Origin of the sequence: Lichenihabitans psoromatis (genome assembly GCF_004323635.1) — a bacterium.
GTDB lineage: Bacteria > Pseudomonadota > Alphaproteobacteria > Rhizobiales > Beijerinckiaceae > Lichenihabitans > Lichenihabitans psoromatis.
In genome coordinates, this window is record NZ_CP036515.1 from 3,350,912 (window position 1) to 3,369,268 (window position 18,357).

Here is an 18,357-nt window from a genome sequence, read left to right on the forward strand (position 1 = left end):
TTTGACAGCCGGCACGGACGGTTGGGCCTCCATGCTCAGCAACCAGAAACTGCGTGAGTTCGAAATCGAGGCGCTTGCCGGTCTCGACGTGTCGCTCGCGGCGGTGTCGGGCGTCGCGACCGTTGTGACCGACCCTCGTCGTCCCGACAATCCGGTCGTGTTTGCGAACCATGCTTTTTCCCAACTCACGGGCTTTGCGCACGATGAGATCATCGGACGAAATTGCCGCTTCCTTCAAGCCCCCGAGGCTGACCCTGCAGCGATCCGCACGCTTCGAGAGGCCTTGGCCGCACGGCGTCCGATCGCGATCGAGATTCTCAATAAGAAGCGCGACGGCTCCTTGTTCTGGAACGCACTTTGCCTTTCACCCGTGTTCGACGTGACCGGCGATCTTCGGCACTTCGTCGGCAATCTCGTCGACGTGAGCCGGCGGCGGACTGCCGAGCAAGCGCTGCATCAACTGCAAAAGATGGAAGCGATTGGACAGCTCACCGGCGGCGTCGCCCACGATTTCAACAATCTCCTGACCGTCATTATGGGCAGCGTCGAAGCCCTTCGGCGTCAAACTCTTACACAGGCGAATCGGAGCCGTTATATCGACGCGATCGGGACGACGGCCGGCCGCGCCGCGAAACTGACCGGCCAACTTCTGGCCTTCGCCCGCAAGCAGACCGTCGAGCCGACCGTCTTCGATACGTCTGATCAGGTTCGTCGCACGGTCGACATGCTGCAGACGATCGTCGGGTCGCGGATCGAGATCACCACCGAACTCTCCTCGAAGCGTTGCTTCATCAAGGGTGACATCAGCCAATTCGAAACGGCGCTGGTCAACATGGCCGTGAACGGGCGCGATGCGATGAACGGTCAGGGGCATCTCATCATCGCGGTCAAGCGGGTTACCGACGGTCCCGCGTGGCATGGACACGATGCGGTGTCCCGCGACGTCATCGCGGTGGCCGTGACCGACACAGGCGCCGGAATCCCGTCCGCCAGGCTCGAGCAGATTTTCGAGCCGCTCTACACGACCAAGGAGGCGGGCGCTGGTACCGGGCTGGGGCTTGCACAGGTACATGGTTTCGCTAAGCAGACGGGCGGCGAGGTGCGCGTCGAGAGCGAACTCGGACGGGGCACAACGTTTACGCTTTTTCTGCCGTGTGCTGAAGCGGAGCCGATTGCCGTTCCGACGGAGCGAATTCAAGCAGCCATACATGAGCAGGGGCGACTTCTCATGGTCGAGCACCATGGTCAGATCGCTGAAATCACCTCTGAGATCCTGAGAGATCTCGGTTACGAGGTCCGCTGCGTGACCAACGCCGCAGCGGCTTTGGCGGCGATCGAAGCCGACGACCAGGTTTTTGACCTTGTCTTCAGCGACGTTCAGATGCCCGGCCTCATGAGCGGTATCAATCTTGCGCATGAGCTGAATCGCCGATGGCCGGAGTTGCCGGTGCTCTTGACGACCGGCTACAGTAACGTTCTTGCGAGGGACGAAGACGTGGTCGGTGATTTTCGAGTCCTGCGGAAGCCCTATTCCGCAGAGGCCCTTACGAGCCTCATCGAGGACATGATCCGCGTCGCGCGAGTCACGGAGGAGAGCAGACTGGCCTGATCCAGGCCCGGACCCGCCGCCACGTCACCGGCGGCCCCACTGCCGCTGCCATTACGGCCCATCACGCAATCGTCTGGACCAATCGGTCATCGAGCGTCTGACGACGGCGTCCTTCGGACCGGTCAAGACCGTAAACTCGGTCCAGTCGCCCTTGCGCTCGAAACAGATGTCGAAGCTCATGCTGCCGACGCGGAGGTCGCGCACCGTGAGGGTCGACATCCAATCGGGCAGCGCCGGATCAACGAACAGTTTTTCGGCCGGCGCGTCCGGCTGAAACCCGAGCATGGCCTGCAACAATGAGAAGATGGATCCGGCCGCCCAGCCTTGCGGGACGTTGGCCCCGATATATTGCACGGGAAAGTTCGAGTCGTCGCGCTGTGTGCCGGCATAGAGTTCCGGCATCTGGTCTAGCGCGAAATAGCCGGCTGCTCGGGTGATTGCTTCGGCGATGCGGCAGGTCTCGTCATGAAAGCCGTAGCGCTTCGTGCCCTGCGCAATGAAGCCGTTATCATGCGGCCAGACTGCGCCGGTCTGATAATTGTAAGGGTTGAAGCTCGTGTGGTCGGCCGACAACGTGCGGATGCCCCAGCCACTCCACATATCTGGCTTCATGAGACGGTCCGTGACCCGACGGGCGCGTTCGGGCGGCACGATGCCCGACCAAAGGCATTGTCCGGGGTTGGACGCGATCGACATGACCGGCTTCTTCTCGCCGTCGAGCGCATAGGCGTAAAATCCCTCGGCCTCGTTCCAGAAGGCCGCGTTGAACTGCTCGAACAGCACAGCTGCCTTTCGACGGAGCTCCGAGGCCCGGTCGCCTTTGTCGAGGGCGTCGTAGATCTGGGCCATGCGCAGCCAAGCATCATAGACGTACCCCTGCAACTCGCAGAGGGCCTTCGGGCCTTCAACCAGCGAGCCGTCGAGGTTCATGACGGCATCGCCCGAATCCTTCCAGCCCTGGTTGGCATAGCCGACGGGCGAGCGGGTCTCGTATTCCTGAAAGCCGTCGCCGTCGCGATCTCCATATTGATCGATCCACTCGAGGCAACGTTCCGCCGTCTCGAGATGCTGTGTCAAAAGCGACCGATCGCCCGTGCAGGTCCAGGCGGTGTGCAGCGTGATGAGGTACAGCGGGGTCGCGTCCGCGGTGCCGTAATAGGGTGTGTGCGGGATGAGCTTGAAGTGGGCGAGTTCGCCGCGCCGGAGCTCATGATGGATCTTGCCTGGTTCGGCGTCGCGATAGTCGTCCCGTTCGGTCGCTTGCCAGTATGCCAGAACCAAGAGCGCGCCGCGGGCAAATTCGGGGTGGACGATCGCATTCTGCAGCGAGATGATCAGGCTGTCGCGGCCGAACAGTGCAACGAACCAGGGCAGGCCAGCGGCCGGAACGAACTGCATATGATCCGTGCCCTCGATAGGTAGCCGCAAGGCCGACATGTCGTCGATCGCCTGAGTGAAGGCCGCGGCAAAGGTCTGGTTCTCCGTCTCGACCTTCAGCACGCTGTCCTTCCAAATCTTTTGCGCCTTCATGGCTTCCGACCCCATGTAGTCGGCCACCGCCTGTTTGGGCGCCATGCTCCAGATAGCGCCATTCGCGAAATCGTAGAGCAGGCCGGTGTGCCACGACGCCCCTGGCTGGATATCGATGGTGAAGCTCAAGCGGCCGTTGGCATAGGTCATGGCCGTATGCTCGTTGACAGCCGTCACTTTAAGGGCTCGCGAAAAATCGTCGTGGCGGTAGGTGGTGGTCAGCGATTGCGTCTCGGCGGACCACTCGGTGCGGATTTCTCCTCGACGGGTGACCTTCTTGCCCTTGACCTCGAACAGATCGGCAAAGTCGCTCCGGATCGAGAGTTCCAGGCTGAAGCATATGGGCTTGGAGCCGTAGTTGATGATATCTACGTCTTCATGCATGCCGCCGTCGATATGGCGGCCGAACACGAGCCCGAGCGTGTTTTTCGCGATCGTCCCGCCGGCCGTTGAGATTGGCGGGTTGGTGCAATAGATCTGGGCCGCGGAGGCCGACAGCGCACCGCCGTTAAGCAGTGTCCAGGGCACCCCGTCGGCAAACATGGCCCAGCCGCTGATGAGGCGAGTGTCAAGAAAGTAGAGGCCCTTGTCGCCTCCGGCGAGGATCTGCCCGTCTGGTTCGCTGACCATCACGGTGTAGCCCTGATGAACCGCGAGCTGGGGCGGACCGACTTTGATCTCGAGCGTCATGATTGTCTTTCAGGCGAAGTCGCGCCGCATGTGTGATGAAGATCGTCGCTCCGATCTTGGCGCAACAGAACTGCTGGTTAGTGGGCCGCAAGGCGGGCCTTGATGGCGCCGACCGCCCAAGCGCTTTCGCTGACCTTTGCGGTCATGGCCGCCTGTCGAAGTTGATCGTAGAGTTTGGCTGGCACTGGGACGCTGATCAGGATGTCTTCCTCAGTCGATTTGGGTGAACTGTACACAAAGCTCGCGAGACTGGAGGCGAACTGGCTGACCTCGTCGGCTTTGCTCTTGTCCGACGTGTCGGCCTGCGATCCGATTTTGGAACACTAGGCAATGACGAGATGATCAATGATCTCGCCGCTCTTCAAACCTTGTTCCCGCAAGCGGTCGATCGCGGTCATCACGGATCGGCTGACACTCGGATCGTTCGTCGAAATCTCGTCGGTAGCAAGGCTTGGTTTGGTGCCGGCGGCCGGGCATTCAAACGCCGCTGCCGCTGGTACCGTCGCGATCACCAGCAGCGGGAGAACGAACAGCGGATGGAGGCAATAGGATCTAGGCATACAACCCTTTCGTTCGTTCTAGGCCGGAGCTCGAGTTGAAGTTACTTGCAGAATCACTAACCAGGCACGTTGGTGAATGTCTCGCCGTATGAATCACCGTCGCAACTGTCGCACCGACAGAACCAATCGAGAACAAAGAATGTATCGGTGTTTCAAATACTTTTCATTAACTCACCGCCATCCTAATAGATAGAACAAGGGAGCCTCGTAACGGGTCCAATTCAGTTTGTTAAATTTACGAAAGACTAAACGCGGCTCATCTGCATAGAGGAGATTTTCAGGTGAGAAATCGGCGAGGCGGTTGACACAACATCCGTGCGCTGATCCGTCATGATCTGACTAGCCAGCTCTTTAAGCGCCGGACTAGGTAGTTTCCGAGGCTAGGATCGCCGATCGGTTCTGTCCTTATCGCATCATGATCATGCATGAAGGGGTTCGGTTCAGCCGTTTACTGGGCTGCGTCACCGAAGCTACACGCATGCGATGAGGACGGCGAGCCGAAAAATCCGACGCTCTTTGCATGCTGCGTTCTTTAATCGGCCCGTTATTGGGCCGTCGCAAGGCTCAACCTGCTGCGGAGGCGTTTCCACGAAAGAACTAGAAGCCATGACCCTCAAGAGCGACATCCGGCTCCTCCTTGCGGACGTCGACGGGACGTTATTGACCCGTGACAAGGTTTTAACCGAGCAGGCAGTGGCAGCGGTTCGCGCCTTGCGACAGGCCGGCATCGTCTTCGCGATCACCAGTGGCCGGCCGCCGCGCGGCATGCGCATGCTGATCGAGCCGCTCGGCCTCGATGACGCCATCGCGGGCTTCAACGGCGGCGTCATCTTCAACCCCGACCTGTCCGTCATCGAGAGCCACCAACTCGACCCAGCGACGGCTCAACGGACCGTCGAACTGATCCTGGGCCGCGGCCTCGACGTCTGGATTTACACGGCCGACGCTTGGTTGATCCGCGACCCCATGGCGGCGCACGTCACGCACGAGACCTCGAACGTCAGATTCGCGGCCACGGTCGTGCCATCCTTCACGCCCGCGCATCTACAGCGGGTCGTGAAGATCGTCGGCATTTCCGACGATCTCGCCCTGGTGGCGGCTTGCGAGACGGCGGCCCAGGACACGCTAGGCGCGACTGTGAGTGCCGAGCGCTCGCAGCGGTTCTATCTCGACGTGACCCACCCGCAGGCCAACAAGGGCGCGGTCGCGGTCACCTTGTCACGATTGCACGACATCCCGCTCGCGCAGATTGCCACGATCGGCGACATGCCGAACGACATCCCGATGTTCCGTAAGAGCGGTTTCTCGATCGCCATGGGAAACGCGAGCGACGAGGTGAAAGCGCAGGCGCATGCGGTGACCGTCAGCACCGAGCATGAAGGCTTTGCCAAGGCCGTGCGGCGCTTCATTCTGCAATCGGTCGGCGCTTGATCGTCTTCCTATGATGCAGAGCGCCAAGCCTTAGTGCCCTCAACACTGAGGACGGAACCTCGCCCGCGATCGTCCAGCTACCTAAGCTGCAGTCCGAGTCTGCGAATGAGCCAGGGCATGGTCAGCCCTTGCACCACGATGGAAAAGGCCACGACCGCAAAGGCGACGACGATGATCTCCTGCCGCTCAGGGATGCTGTCCGGGAGCGCCAGGGCCAGCGCCAAGGCTAGCGCTCCGCGAAGACCGCCCCAGACGAGCACGTGCTGATAGCGCAGGCCGATGCGGAGGGGCGTAGGGAACAGCAGGAGACAGAGCGGATAGATCGCGAGCACCCGCCCGATCAGCACAAGGATGATCGCCACCACCGCGGCTCCCGAAAAAAAGGCGAACGGCTGAGTCGCCTCGTGGCCGCCGATCAGGATGAAGATGACGGAGTTCGCCAGGAAGGCCGCATATTGCCAGAACGACAGGACATGGTCGCGCCCGTGTTCCGAGATGGCGCCCCTCCAGCCGACATTGCCAACCAGGAGTCCGGCCGTGAGAGACGCGAGCACGCCCGACATGCCGAAATGTTCGGCCAGCAGGAACGACCCATAGGCCGCAATCGTGGTCAGCGTGATCTCGACGAGGTGATCGTCGGTCCGCCACGCCACGAGAAGAAGCAGGGCTGCAATCAGCCCGCCGAGGACAATCCCGCCGACGATCGTCCAGGCTAGCGAGCCTGCGATCATCAGCGCAGAACTCGACCCGCCCGCCGCGACGACGATCAGGACTCCGAACCCGACCGCCGCGGCACCGTCGTTGAGCAGGCTCTCGGATTCGACCAAAAGGCTGAGGCGTTCTTCGACTTGGATCTCCTTGAAGGCCGCAATGACCGAGACGGGGTCGGTCGCTGCGATCAAGATGCCGAACAGGGCGGCGCCGATCCAGCTCCAGTCCAGGAGAAAGTGGACGCCCAGGGCCACCGCTCCCGTCGCGATCACCACGCCCGGGAAGGCTAGGAGCAGCGTCGCGGGAAGCTCACGGCGGAAGGCCCGCCATTTGAGCTGAAGCGCTGCCTCGAAGATGAGCGGGGGCAGGAAAACCGAGAACACGAGGTCGCGGCTCAACGGAATGGTCAGAACCTGAGGCAGAAAGCCGAGGCCGTACCCGGCCGCCACCAGCCCGATGCTAAGGCGGCGGGTGAGCATGGCGACCAACGACGCGGTCAGCAGGATCAGCCCCAACGTCGTGGCGGTTCCGTCAGCCAAGAGACAGGTTTCCTCCGGCGGGCACGTTACCCGCTTGGGCCAGGATGACTGATGTTATCGGTCCTCCTTGGGTTCTAGAGGCTAGTAGCCAGGTTTTGCTGATCTGTCACGCCTGTCACACCTCGCGTGCAGACCTGCCGGTGCGCCAATGCGCCTCGATCTGTTCGAGGGTCTTGCCCTTGGTTTCGGGCACCAGAAAATAGAAGAACACCCAGGCAGCGATCGCTACGACGCCATAGAGCCAGAAGGCTCCCGCATGCCCGAGAAACCCGACCAGGGTCAGGAAGGTCAGCGCCACCACGAGGTTCAACGCCCAGTTCGTGACCGTGACGGCGCTCATGGCCGCACCACGCACTTTGAGCGGATAAATCTCCGAGATCAGCAGCCAGAAGATAGGCCCAAGCCCGAAGGCGAAACACGCCACGTAGATAACCAGCCCGCCAATGGCGACGGAGCTCTTGAAATTTGCCAACTGCTGAAACTGGAAGGCCGCGCCCAGGATCGCCAGACCGACGATCTGGCCGGCCACTCCCACGAGCAACAACGGCCTGCGACCAACCCGGTCCATCAGGAAGATCGCCACGACGTGAAGAATCCACATCACCATCGTAAGTCCCGCTCCGGCCAGGATCGCGGGTCCAGTACCGCTAATTCCGGCGAACTTAAAAATGGTTGGGGCATAATAGATGACCGTGTTAATGCCGGTGATCTGTTGAAAGATGGCCAGTCCCAGGCCTACGATCATCGGCTTTCGTAGTGACGGCTCGAAGAGCCCCCTCATCCCACCGATGCCTTGGTCTTTCATGCTTTTTTGGATGTCGGCGATTTCCGGCTCGACATCGGATCCGGTGCGGGCTCGCTGAAGGATTTGCCTCGCCTGGTCGACCTTCGATTTGCCGATCAACCAGCGCGGGCTGTCGGGCAGCCACCACATGCCAATGATCAAAGCAACGGATGGAATGGCGGCCAGTCCGAACATAAAGCGCCATCCGCCGCTGGCGGCGGAAAAGGCATAATCCACCAGGTAGGCCACCACGATGCCGCTGGTGATCGCCAGCATGTTGACCGCCACCAAGGACCCGCGGACCTTTGCCGGCACGAGTTCGGCGATATACATCGGGGAGATGAAGGACGCGATGCCGATGCCGATGCCACTCACCACCCGGGCCGCGATCAGCCATTCGATCGTTGGCGCCAGAGCGGTGCCGAGAGCGCTTATCGTAAAGATCATGCCGGCCAGGATGATCATCGTGCGGCGCCCGAAACCGCCCGTGAAAGCGCCTCCGATGCTGGCACCGGCAACGGCGCCCACGAGGACGGAACTGACGACCACTTCCTCCATACTAGACGACAGGGAAAACTGGATTTTTATGAACAGGATAGCACCGGAAATCACGCCCGTATCATAGCCAAACAGCAGACCGCCGAGAGCCGCCACCGCAACCGCAAAGTATACGAATCCGTTCACTTCCGATTTGGCACTATCAGCTGCCGCCTCGACCCCCTTTGGACGTTTCTGGCGCAAGGTTTGTCTCGAGGCCGGAGGTGTCCGATTGGGGGTCAAGTCGTGGCACGCTGAAGCTCGAGGACATCGCTCGGCTGTCGAAATTTGAGAACCGTAAAGTCGAGCCGGAACAGAAGGCGGCCGTCATCGTCCGTGACCTCCATCCGCCAATCCTCTCCGAGTTGCAGCCGGGCGGCGTCGGATGCCAGGAGGGCGTCGAAGAGCTGGATCGCCCGACCGCGGGCGGCAAGCTGCCCGGAAAGCATGACGCCTTGCTTGTCCATCATCGCATGGCCGTTACAGGTATTGAAATGGTAGCGGGGCATGGGCGCTCTCGATCAAGCCGACCGATACTTAATGGCCGGAACCTGGCGGAGACCCTGTGGTCAGCGGGCCTGCGGTGGTTGCCGACGTGGTCGCCTGCTGCGGCTGAGCGGGCGACTGCTGGCTGGCCGCCAGGGCCTGTGCACCGATGATGAGGCCCATCACGATGATCCATGTGACGAGCGAGGGCTTCGTCATTCCGAGGGCGTTGTGGGCGACCGTCTCGCTCCGCGGGGTTATTGAAGCAACGCTCCTCGGCAGAAGGAGGACCAGGCGATTGGCGGCCGCTCCCGCCTCCAGGCGGCCCCGCGATCAACGACGCCAGTCGCCTCGCGGCGGCATCGGCCGGCAGCGTTGCCAATTCGGCGGCTTCCTTCCAAGGATCGAAGTCACGTCTCGCCAGCGTCGACAGGACACTGAGCATCATGCCGTTTCCTTCGTCGCCGACTGAAGCATAGAGGAAGGGCCCGAAATCAGGTCCAAAAAGTCTTGAGAGGCTCTTCATCTCGATCACCAGGGGTTTGTGGCGCCTCACCGAAGGGGCAAAGCTTCTCCTGCAAGCACCGTTTCGAGCCTGTGGGGCCTTGATCCAAGGCGTCAGAGTCAGAAATTATTTGATTGACGTTTACGACGGCTATCCTCACCCGGTTTGGCGAAATAGGCCAAGCGCCGGCGGGCGATTGCAGGCCTCCGGGGTCATAATCAGCTGCGGGAACGCGGCGCCGTGGCCACAGATCGGTGCAGATCGATAATCCGGCACCTCGTCACTTGAGGTGAGCGCTTGACAATTGGCGGCGGCTACGTTCGTAAAAACGCCGACTGGCGCCCCCGCCCTGAGCCATAGATGTTCCAAGGCCACCGCGCAGCGTGGAAACTTTTGTGCATGGGTCAGGACGACAACATTGCCAATTGTCAGATTGAGGGCGACGAAACCCGCGAGGCTAAAATAGGGAAAGCGGGACGGCTGCACGTGAATGACAACTCGGGCTTCACGACCGCTCCCCTTCTCGCGAGAGAGTGGCGCAAGGTGGCTCCGTGCGCAAAGACCAAGTGCACATTTGGCGTAGTAGTCCATGATGTCGACGCTGAGATCGACTTCCGCATCCGATTGTTCGATACGCTGGCTCTTCTCGATCGACAACAAACGCACATGCGCGTGCTTGCGGCGATACAGGGCACCGGCAGCTGCCGCGGCCACGCGCCCTCTGTTTGAAACGCCCCTTGACCGCCACGACTCGAGACAGGTCTCGGCGGACGTCAACACGCCGGCAAAGTCTCCGGCTGGCCGTTCGGACTGCGTCACCAGGAAAGTCATGGCACCTCAAGGAGCAGAGGGCGCGGGTGGAATTGCGAGCGCCTGCCTGGATCCAACATACGGTCCGGCGATCGCCGGCGGCAGGCTCGGAAACTACCCAGTCCATCGTTCAGGACATGCCGTTTTCACCCGTAGGGTTCAGAAGCAACCAGGTGTGGCGGGCAATCTGCTCGTCCTCGAGCGAGGGGAGAACCTGCACGCTGCAGTGCCCTTGCCGATCTCTGACTGGATCGGTTGTCGATCGGTTTTGGGCCGCCTTAAGGTCAACGCCGGCCCACGCCAAGCCCCTACAGATCGCTGCGCGGACGGCGGCGTCGTTTTCCCCGATGCCACCGGTGAAGACGATCAGGTCTATCCCCTCGAGCGCGCCGATCATAGCGGCGATCTGCTTGCGCACGGAATAGCAGAACATCCGGACGGCAAGGTCTGCGGTGGGCTTCGACGATGCGGCGTCGTGCAGCGTCCGCATGTCGCTCGCGAGCCCCGAGACGCCGAGGAGGCCGGACCGATGGTTGACCAGATCTTCGATCCTGGCCGCGTCGAAACCCTTCTCGCGCATGAGATAGACCAGAACGCCGGGGTCGAGGTCGCCGCTGCGCGTGCCCATCACGACGCCGCCGGTCGGGGTCAAGCCCATGCTGGTGTCGATCGACCGGCCGCTTTCGACCGCTGTGACGCTCGCGCCGTTGCCCAGATGGGCGATGATGAGGCGCTTCGGCACCTCGGTTGAAAGCTGGTGCAGGATCGACTCGCAAGACAACCCATGGAAGCCGTAGCGTTGAATGCCCTCCGCCTGCAGGTCCCTAGCGATGGGCAGGACGCGGGCAATGTCGGGCAGGTCAGCGTGAAAGGCCGTATCGAAGCACGCAACCTGCGGGACGTCTGAGAACAGGTCCTGCGCGTAGCGGATCATCCCAAGAGCCGGCGGCATGTGGAGGGGCGCGAAGATCGTCGCGCTTTCGAGCTGTTGGATGACTGTCGCGTCGATCAAACAATGCTGGCGAAGTTTCGGCCCTCCGTGCACGATGCGATGCCCGACCGCGATGGGCACCGGCCTGTTCGAATCAACCAGAAATTTGCAAATTCGGAGCATGACGTCGCGATCGCCGGCAGCCGGCATATGCTCGTCGACCGTTTTTTCCTGGCCTTTTCGTTCGTGGCCGCGGAAGAGCCCAGTGCCGTCCTTGCTGCGTTCCACTTCGCCTGTGAGCAGAGTCTCGGTGCGTGGCGAGGTCACATCAAACAAGCCGAACTTCACAGACGAGGACCCGCTATTCACAGACAGAATGGGCCGCGTGGGACCGCGCTCGGTTCTCCTATGGCGAGGCTGGGGTCTTGCGCCGCCGGTATCTGACGCTTGCCGTTCGTCTCCCATCGTCGGGTCTCCCTCGTTGGGCTCTCGCGCGTGCTGCGAGCGAGATTAACGCTGTTCCGCCAGAACGTAGGTCCGCAACGCTCTCGCGTCGTAACAGGCGTTGTGTGGCACCTCGCTGAGCGTCTCTGAATCGAAGAGCGGCAAATCAAGTAATTCGAAGATCAGCCTCGGTGAGGCAAGACGATAGCCCGGGCCTGTGACCATCAGCTGCGCCAAATGCGCGATGTCCTCGGGCCAGTCCGCCACCACCACCGGTGCCGGATCGTCACGTAGATACGCTCCCAGCTTGGCAATCATCGCGGGCCGGGAGATCGGCTTGGTGTGCAGAACCGGCAGCACATGCGTCGCAACCCAGGGCTCGGGCGCGGCACACGGCAGTGCCTCGTAGAAGGGGGCGTAATCCGGCTCCTGCGGCACGAGCGCCAAGGAGATGAGCAGGCCGCCGAAACCGTTGAACTCGGCATCCAGAAAATAACGCACCGGCAGCTCTATCGCGCAAGCTGGAAGGCCATGGGGCTGTCGTCCCCACGCACGTCAGATCGGATCGAACTGCTCCGACTGGAAGCTGCGGCGATCGGTTGAATCTCGATCGTGCTCGTGACGCCGGTCACGCCGAGCAACCGCCGGACATCCTGTTCGACGGCATACCTCTGGAACGACCAATCGACACGTCCGCTGAGGGTGATCCATCCCTTGTCGACCCTCAGTGTCACCATGAACCCTGGGTCGACCTTGTGCCAGGCAAGCAGAGTTGCCGCGGTCGCGGCGATGTCGGCATCGCACCAATTCAAGCAGGGCGCGTGCTCACCGGCTAGGGTTGCGGCCCGATGACTCCGTGTCGCGTGTCCCTTAAGCGGGACCTCGATCCGGGCTGCATCCGCAGCCGGGCTCGCCGAAGCCTGCTTCAATCCCTTGGAACTGGACAATGGAAACCTCGAGGTTCTTGGATTGCGACCATGGAGCCCCAACGCTAGTTGGCGACGAAGAAACAAGAGAGGATCGGAAACTACTCAAGGTCTGTCGATCCCGGGCCAGACACTCAACCTCCGCCTCGAGAGGCACTTGGAACCATTCCCGGCGAACTCACGATAACCGCTCTGGTTTTCAGCCACTAACCGATGCCGTCATCATCGCTCAGAGCAGCCGCCTGAGTACATTCCGAACCTGCGCCCGCGGACCCATCCGCGCTATAGTGCGTCCAGCAGTTCGTTCGACGTGGCAGGCCGAAAGTATCGAAACTTCTCAAATCCTCGGGCCATCGCGGCCCCAGCCCTCGTCCTCTTTCGTTCCGAAATCCAAGACCATGGACCATTATGATGCGGCCGTCGCCGTCTTCGACATGAAGGACCTCAGCATCGTCGGCAAAGGCTATCACACCGACGAGAAAGTCACGGGCTTCTACAACATGGGCGACCGGGTCCGATTCTGGGGCAGGCGCGGGGCCTACTGGGGTGGGCTCCGTGGCCTCTTTTTCGGCGGCCTGTTCATGACCATTTTAGTCGTGGATTACGTCGTCGTGCTCGGATATCTCGCGGCGATCGCGCTTTCCGCCGCCGAGTCCGCCGTCGTCGTTGGTGGCCTGAGCGCGCTCGGCGCAGCGCTCCATGGCGCCGGTATCTTAAAAGACAGTGTGCTGAGTTACGAGACAGCTTTGGCGGCCGACAGTTTTCTCGCGATGGCGCGCAAGAGCCGGGAGGAAATGTCCAGGGCAAAAGCGATCCTCGGGGGAAGCGGGCCGTCGCGCTTCGATCTGCATCACCAACCACAGGTGCTCGAAAGCGTCGGATAAGTCAGTTGAAGCGAGACCTGAGTATTTTCCGAGGCTGCTCCATTGATTCGCGAAAGCCCAGCTAGGTGGCATGGTCTACATTAGGCCACAGCAAGAAGAGATGATCCCATGAAGAATTTCCTCCTATTCAGTTCCGTTGCATTATGCCTCTCTCTTGGCATCGGGAGCCCGCTGCTTGCGGCTGAAGCCGTTGCAGGCACGACTGCGGTGAATACAACAGCAGTGACGAGCGACGCGCCCGCCATCAAGCCGGCGGAGACCTGCCTGAGCGATCTTCGGGCGTTCAATACAAAGATGGACAAGGGAGGGTATTGGCTGGGCGGATCGGAGTACGGGTATGGGTACCCGGCCGGCGGATGGGGCAATGGCTATGGCTATGCGATGGGCGAATATCGACCCGCCATGGGGGTCGGCTATCAGAACGCACGCCCAGGCTACGAAATCCGGGTTTTGGTCTCGGCGGCAAACATCCTGGCCCGCCAGGGAAAGGAACAGCCCTGCCAGGCTGTGCTCGCAACAACGAACGCGATCTACAATAAATACGCCGCCGATATGCGTGATGGAAAGTCGGCGATGGTCGACGGGCCCGGCTGGCGGCAGCAGCAGATCGCCGCCGCCCAGCCGGTCGCGGATCGGACCATGTCCCTGCGGTCCGACGAGTTGATCGGAACCGAGGTCCGCAACCAGAAGGATGAATCGCTCGGCAGCGTTGACGACCTGGTGATGAGCCCAACAAGCGGCAAGATCGCTTACCTGATCGTCGCGCGGGGCGGATTATTCGGCATCGATCAAAAATATGTCCCGGTGCCCTGGACGGACATCAAGGCGACGCCGAACACGAACCTGCTGGTCCTCGATACCAGCAAGAGCGTTATGGAGGGCGCCCCCAAAGTCAAGCACGATCAGTTCTTCACGAATGCGCAGTATACCGAGACGAGCCAGAAGGTGGACAATTACTGGAAGACCCATCTCGCGGCCAACTGATTTGCGAGACGGGTTTTCTCGATCGCCATGGCGACCTCCCCTGATCGCGGAGCAAAAGGCGGGCATCTGGAAAGGTGTTCGCCCCCGTGTCCTTAAATCGGGCGTTGAGTAGTTTCCGAAGCTCTCTTGCAGGCGGAAACGGCGCTACGGTCGCATGCTCAGCATTGGCGTTCCGCATTATAACGACTCGGGCTGTTTCTTGAGCGAAGGCTTCAAGCCTAGCGGCCGGGCATGCCGGTCAAGTCGTCCGCAACATCAAAATCCCCACCGGCCAGCCGTCTTGCGCCCGAGCTGCGCAGAACGGCCGGGACGCAGACACCGACCCGAACCACATGAGGATCACCCGACATGGACGCACCACCGCTGACGCGCGAGCCGCCGAGCAGCACAGCCAGCACCGGCACCCCGGAAAAGCGCGGGACATTAGGTTCCGACGAACTGCGCAAGATGAACGCCTATTGGCGTGCCGCCAACTACCTGTCGGTCGGGCAGATCTATCTTTATAATAACCCGCTGCTGCGGGAGCCGCTGACGCTCGACCACGTCAAGCCGCTGGTCGTCGGCCACTGGGGCACCACGCCGGGACAGAACTTCATCTACGTACACCTGAACAGGGTCATCAAGAAATACGACCTCGACATGTTCTATATCGCGGGGCCTGGTCACGGCGGCCCGGCGCTGGTCGGGAATACCTATTTGGAGGGCACCTACAGCGAGATCTACCCGGACATCAGCCAGGATGAGGCCGGGATGAAAAAGCTGTTCACGCAGTTCTCGTTCCCCGGTGGCATCTCAAGCCACGTGGCGCCGACCACTCCGGGCTCGATCCACGAGGGCGGCGAACTCGGCTATTCGTTGAGCCACGCCTTCGGGGCTGCCTTTGACAATCCCGCTCTGATCGTCGCCTGCGTGATTGGCGACGGCGAGGCCGAGACCGGACCGCTGGCGACGGCCTGGCAGTCGAACAAGCTGCTGAACCCGGTATCGGACGGGGCCGTGCTGCCGATCCTCCATCTCAACGGCTTCAAGATCAATAATCCGACGATCCTGGCCCGCATCGAGCACGAGGAACTGGAGCAGTTCTTCCGGGGCTGCGGCTGGATCCCGCTCTTTGTCGAGGGCGACGACCCGGACACGATGCATGAGCTAATGGCCGCCACGGTGGAGAAGGCCGTCGAGCAGATCCATCTCATCCAGAAAACCGCTCGCACCGACCCATCCGCCGCGCGGCCGCGCTGGCCCATGATCGTCCTGCGGTCGCCCAAGGGCTGGACCGGCCCGAAGGTCGTCGACGGGCTCCGGATCGAGGGAACCTCGCGAGCCCATCAGGTGCCGCTTCTCGTCGATGAGCAGCATCCGCAGCACGTGGCGCTGCTCGAAAGCTGGATGAAGAGCTACAAGGCCGAAGAGCTGTTCGACCGGAACGGGCGACTTATCCCCGAGCTGGCGGAACTGGCGCCGAAGGGCGACCGCCGGATGGGCGCCAATCCGCACGCCAACGGCGGCCTGCTCTTGCGCGACCTGCGCATGCCGGACTTTCGCGACCACGCGGTGACTGTTCCTGCGCCTGGTGCCGTCATGGGCCAGGACACGCTCGTGCTGGGGCATTTCCTGCGCGACGTCGCCAAGCTGAACCAGGAGCGACGGAACTTTCGAATCTTCGGCCCGGACGAGACACTCTCGAACCTGCTGGGGGCCGTCTTCGAGGTCACCAACCGGCAGTGGGATGCCCGAACGGAAAGCATGGACGAGTTCCTCGCGCCGGACGGTCGCGTCGTCGATTCCATGCTGAGCGAGCACCAGTGTGAAGGCTTTTTAGAAGGCTATCTGCTGACCGGCCGGCACGGCCTGTTCAACAGCTACGAGGCGTTCATCCGCATCGTCGACTCGATGTTCAGCCAGCACGCGAAATGGCTGAAGGTCACGGCGGAACTGCAGTGGCGTCGCAATATCGCCTCGCTCAACTACCTGCTGGCTTCACACGTCTGGCAGCAGGACCACAACGGCTTCACCCACCAGGACCCCGGCTTCATCGACCACGTGGTCAACAAGAAGGCCGACATCGTGCGGGTCTACCTGCCGCCGGATGCCAATTGCCTGCTGTCGGTGTTCGACCACTGCCTGCGCAGCCGCCACTACGTCAACGTGGTGGTGGCGGGCAAGCACGCGCTACCCCAGTGGCTCACCATGGAGGCCGCCGTCATCCATTGCACGGAGGGGATCGGCATCTGGCAGTGGGCGAGCAACGACCAGGAGGGGGAGCCGGACGTCGTGATGGCCTGCTGCGGGGATACTCCTACGCTGGAGATCCTGGCGGCCGTCTCAATCCTCCGGGAGCATCTGCCAGAGCTGAAAATCCGGGTGGTTAACGTCGTCGACCTCATGCGGCTTCAATCGGCGAGCGAGCATCCGCACGGCCTCAGCGACGCGGATTACGATGCGCTCTTTACCACCGACAAGCACATCGTCTTCGGCTACCACGGTTACCCCTGGCTCATCCATCGGCTGACCTACCGGCGAACCAACCGCAACCTGCACGTGCGCGGCTACAAGGAAGAGGGCACGATCACGACGCCCTTCGACATGCGTGTGCAGAACGATCTCGACCGGTTCCACCTCGTCCAGGACGTCGTGGATCGCCTGCCGCACCTCGGCAGCCGGGGCGCTTACCTCAAGCAGTTCGTCAGGGACAGGCTGATCGAGCACAAGCACTTCATCGAAAAGCACGGCAAGGACATGCCGGAAATCGTCAACTGGACGTGGGGAAAATCCACATGAGAATCCAGGAGCTCGCCGATACGGCAAGGGCGTTGGTGGCCGACCACAAGGGGCTGCTGGCGATGGACGAGAGCAACGGCACCTGCAACAAGCGTTTCGCCAAGCAATGCATTCCCCAGACTGAGGAGGCCCGGCGCGCCTATCGCGAGCTGATCGTGACGACGCCCCATCTCGGCGAATGCATCAGCGGCGTGATCCTCTACGACGAGACCATCCGGCAGAGCAAAAAGGATGGGTCGCCGTTTATCGAAGTCATCCGAGAGGCCGGCATCATCCCCGGCATCAAGGTCGACATCGGCGCCAAGGATCTGGCGGGTCATCCCGGCGAGAAGATCACCGAGGGGCTGGACGGTCTACGGGACCGGCTCAAGGCGTATTTTGCGATGGGCGCCCGCTTCGCCAAGTGGCGCGCCGTCATCGCGCTCGGGGACTGCCTGCCGACCCAAGCCTGTATCGAGACCAATGCGCACGCTTTGGCCCGCTATGCGGCCCTATGCCAGGAAGCCGGTCTGGTCCCGATCGTCGAGCCGGAGGTGCTGATGGCCGGCGATCACACGATGGAGCAGTGCCGCGCCACGACCGAGCAGGTTCTGCTCAACGTGTTTGAACAACTTCACCTGCAAGGCGTGGTGCTGGAAGGCTTGATCCTCAAACCCAACATGATCCTTCCCGGCTTGACTTGTCCGCAGCAGGACGCCGTGGAAGAGGTGGCCGACGCGACGGTGCGCTGCCTGTTGCACGCCGTCCCGGCCGCCGTTCCGGGCATTGCCTTCCTGTCGGGCGGCCAGTCCGCGAAACTCGCATCGGCGCGCCTCAACGCGATGAACAGCCGTTCCAAACCACGGGCGGCGCCGCTGCCTTGGGCCCTGGCCTTTTCCTACGCCCGCGCCATCCAGCAGCCGGCCCTGGAGATCTGGCGCGGCAGGCAGTCGAACGTGGTCGCGGCGCAGCGCGCTTTGCACCATCGGGCGCAATGCAACGTGGCGGCACGCCGTGGCGCCTATCGTGAAGCAATGGAAAGCATGTGATACAGGCTCGGTTCTAAGCTCAAGCGACCGAGGTGTGGGGAGGCCGCGGGGGCTCTGAGTCGATCCGGCGGGTCGCGGTGCGATTGGGGAGAATCAGAGTGCGCCGACAGGATGACCGAACACCGGTAAGAGAGACCACCCTCAAGGCTCTTGACGCGCTGTTCGCACCTTGATTGCCGCGCTGCCAATG

Annotated in this window: 17 protein-coding genes; 6 read left to right on the forward strand and 11 right to left on the reverse strand. The window is 61.8% G+C overall.

The genetic code is table 11. The annotated features are described in order from the left end of the window. Nucleotides 1-31 precede the first annotated feature (31 nt). Nucleotides 32-1,609 carry an ATP-binding protein gene (locus EY713_RS15615; protein ID WP_131116410.1) on the forward strand — a complete coding sequence of 526 codons (1,578 nt, stop codon included), beginning with the start codon at nt 32-34 and terminating at the stop codon, nt 1,607-1,609. A 51-nt stretch (nt 1,610-1,660) separates the two neighbouring features. On the opposite strand, the gene EY713_RS15620 is transcribed toward EY713_RS15615, so the two are convergent. The 3 genes from EY713_RS15620 to EY713_RS15625 form a co-directional block, all read right to left on the reverse strand. Beyond that, entirely contained in the window at nt 1,661-3,829 is a 2,169-nt protein-coding gene (locus tag EY713_RS15620) for an amylo-alpha-1,6-glucosidase (RefSeq protein ID WP_131116413.1), read from the reverse strand. Between the two features lie 77 nt (nt 3,830-3,906). After that, entirely contained in the window at nt 3,907-4,065 is a 159-nt protein-coding gene (locus EY713_RS22795) for a hypothetical protein (protein ID WP_165491151.1), read from the reverse strand. A gap of 87 nt (nt 4,066-4,152) precedes the next feature. Next, the gene (locus tag EY713_RS15625; protein ID WP_131116416.1) at nt 4,153-4,389 is read right to left on the reverse strand and encodes a hypothetical protein; all 237 of its coding nucleotides are present in this window, start codon (nt 4,387-4,389) and stop codon (nt 4,153-4,155) included. 606 nt (nt 4,390-4,995) lie between these two features. On the opposite strand from EY713_RS15625, the gene EY713_RS15630 reads away from it, so the two are divergent. Further along, nucleotides 4,996-5,820, forward strand: coding sequence for a Cof-type HAD-IIB family hydrolase (locus EY713_RS15630; RefSeq protein WP_131116420.1), 825 nt, complete (start codon nt 4,996-4,998; stop codon nt 5,818-5,820). 77 nt (nt 5,821-5,897) lie between these two features. Here EY713_RS15630 and EY713_RS15635 read toward each other — a convergent pair whose 3' ends face one another. The 8 genes from EY713_RS15635 to EY713_RS23610 form a co-directional block, all read right to left on the reverse strand. Beyond that, complete coding sequence (locus tag EY713_RS15635; protein ID WP_131116422.1) at nt 5,898-7,070, reverse strand: cation:proton antiporter; 1,173 nt, start codon at nt 7,068-7,070, stop codon at nt 5,898-5,900. A 115-nt stretch (nt 7,071-7,185) separates the two neighbouring features. Then, nucleotides 7,186-8,595: a sugar porter family MFS transporter gene (locus EY713_RS15640; RefSeq protein ID WP_131116425.1), complete on the reverse strand. Its 1,410-nt coding sequence runs from the start codon at nt 8,593-8,595 to the stop codon at nt 7,186-7,188. Nucleotides 8,596-8,630: 35 nt separating this feature from the next. Beyond that, nucleotides 8,631-8,900 carry a DUF6894 family protein gene (locus tag EY713_RS15645; protein WP_131116428.1) on the reverse strand — a complete coding sequence of 90 codons (270 nt, stop codon included), beginning with the start codon at nt 8,898-8,900 and terminating at the stop codon, nt 8,631-8,633. A gap of 28 nt (nt 8,901-8,928) precedes the next feature. Next, nucleotides 8,929-9,096, reverse strand: coding sequence for a hypothetical protein (locus tag EY713_RS22800; protein ID WP_165491152.1), 168 nt, complete (start codon nt 9,094-9,096; stop codon nt 8,929-8,931). A gap of 442 nt (nt 9,097-9,538) precedes the next feature. After that, a complete protein-coding gene (locus tag EY713_RS15650; protein WP_131116431.1) occupies nt 9,539-10,213 on the reverse strand; it encodes an aldehyde dehydrogenase family protein in 675 nt (224 codons plus the stop codon). A gap of 109 nt (nt 10,214-10,322) precedes the next feature. Next, nucleotides 10,323-11,588 carry an acetate/propionate family kinase gene (locus tag EY713_RS15655; RefSeq protein WP_131116433.1) on the reverse strand — a complete coding sequence of 422 codons (1,266 nt, stop codon included), beginning with the start codon at nt 11,586-11,588 and terminating at the stop codon, nt 10,323-10,325. Between the two features lie 45 nt (nt 11,589-11,633). Beyond that, nucleotides 11,634-12,068 carry a hypothetical protein gene (locus EY713_RS15660; protein WP_131116436.1) on the reverse strand — a complete coding sequence of 145 codons (435 nt, stop codon included), beginning with the start codon at nt 12,066-12,068 and terminating at the stop codon, nt 11,634-11,636. Nucleotides 12,069-12,076: 8 nt separating this feature from the next. Further along, nucleotides 12,077-12,580 (reverse strand): BON domain-containing protein, encoded by a 504-nt coding sequence (locus EY713_RS23610; RefSeq protein ID WP_131116440.1) that lies wholly within the window; start codon nt 12,578-12,580, stop codon nt 12,077-12,079. 311 nt (nt 12,581-12,891) lie between these two features. Here EY713_RS23610 and EY713_RS15670 point away from each other — a divergent pair, with 311 nt between their 5' ends. The 4 genes from EY713_RS15670 (at nt 12,892) to EY713_RS15685 (ending at nt 18,167) form a co-directional block, all read left to right on the forward strand. Continuing rightward, nucleotides 12,892-13,377, forward strand: coding sequence for a DUF1269 domain-containing protein (locus EY713_RS15670; RefSeq protein ID WP_131116443.1), 486 nt, complete (start codon nt 12,892-12,894; stop codon nt 13,375-13,377). A gap of 108 nt (nt 13,378-13,485) precedes the next feature. Further along, nucleotides 13,486-14,361, forward strand: a complete 876-nt coding sequence (locus tag EY713_RS15675; protein WP_131116446.1) for a PRC-barrel domain-containing protein — start codon at nt 13,486-13,488, stop codon at nt 14,359-14,361. A gap of 348 nt (nt 14,362-14,709) precedes the next feature. After that, a complete protein-coding gene (locus EY713_RS15680) occupies nt 14,710-17,139 on the forward strand; it encodes a phosphoketolase family protein (RefSeq protein WP_131116449.1) in 2,430 nt (809 codons plus the stop codon). Further along, nucleotides 17,136-18,167 (forward strand): class I fructose-bisphosphate aldolase, encoded by a 1,032-nt coding sequence (locus EY713_RS15685; RefSeq protein ID WP_131116452.1) that lies wholly within the window; start codon nt 17,136-17,138, stop codon nt 18,165-18,167. The genes EY713_RS15680 and EY713_RS15685 overlap by 4 nt, the downstream gene beginning before the upstream one ends. Nucleotides 18,168-18,357 lie beyond the last annotated feature (190 nt).

Excerpts from the sequence above, each read along its gene's own strand:
- EY713_RS15655 (WP_131116433.1), bottom strand. The coding sequence starts at position 11,588 with ATGGGAGACGAACGGCAAGCGTCAGATACCGGCGGCGCAAGACCCCAG.
- EY713_RS15620 (WP_131116413.1), bottom strand. The coding sequence starts at position 3,829 with ATGACGCTCGAGATCAAAGTCGGTCCGCCCCAGCTCGCGGTTCATCAG.
- EY713_RS15675 (WP_131116446.1), top strand. The coding sequence starts at position 13,486 with ATGAAGAATTTCCTCCTATTCAGTTCCGTTGCATTATGCCTCTCTCTT.
- EY713_RS15615 (WP_131116410.1), top strand. The coding sequence starts at position 32 with ATGCTCAGCAACCAGAAACTGCGTGAGTTCGAAATCGAGGCGCTTGCC.
- EY713_RS15625 (WP_131116416.1), bottom strand. The coding sequence starts at position 4,389 with ATGCCTAGATCCTATTGCCTCCATCCGCTGTTCGTTCTCCCGCTGCTG.
- EY713_RS15650 (WP_131116431.1), bottom strand. The coding sequence starts at position 10,213 with ATGACTTTCCTGGTGACGCAGTCCGAACGGCCAGCCGGAGACTTTGCC.
- EY713_RS15670 (WP_131116443.1), top strand. The coding sequence starts at position 12,892 with ATGGACCATTATGATGCGGCCGTCGCCGTCTTCGACATGAAGGACCTC.
- EY713_RS15680 (WP_131116449.1), top strand. The coding sequence starts at position 14,710 with ATGGACGCACCACCGCTGACGCGCGAGCCGCCGAGCAGCACAGCCAGC.
- EY713_RS15630 (WP_131116420.1), top strand. The coding sequence starts at position 4,996 with ATGACCCTCAAGAGCGACATCCGGCTCCTCCTTGCGGACGTCGACGGG.
- EY713_RS22800 (WP_165491152.1), bottom strand. The coding sequence starts at position 9,096 with ATGACGAAGCCCTCGCTCGTCACATGGATCATCGTGATGGGCCTCATC.
- EY713_RS15645 (WP_131116428.1), bottom strand. The coding sequence starts at position 8,900 with ATGCCCCGCTACCATTTCAATACCTGTAACGGCCATGCGATGATGGAC.
- EY713_RS15685 (WP_131116452.1), top strand. The coding sequence starts at position 17,136 with ATGAGAATCCAGGAGCTCGCCGATACGGCAAGGGCGTTGGTGGCCGAC.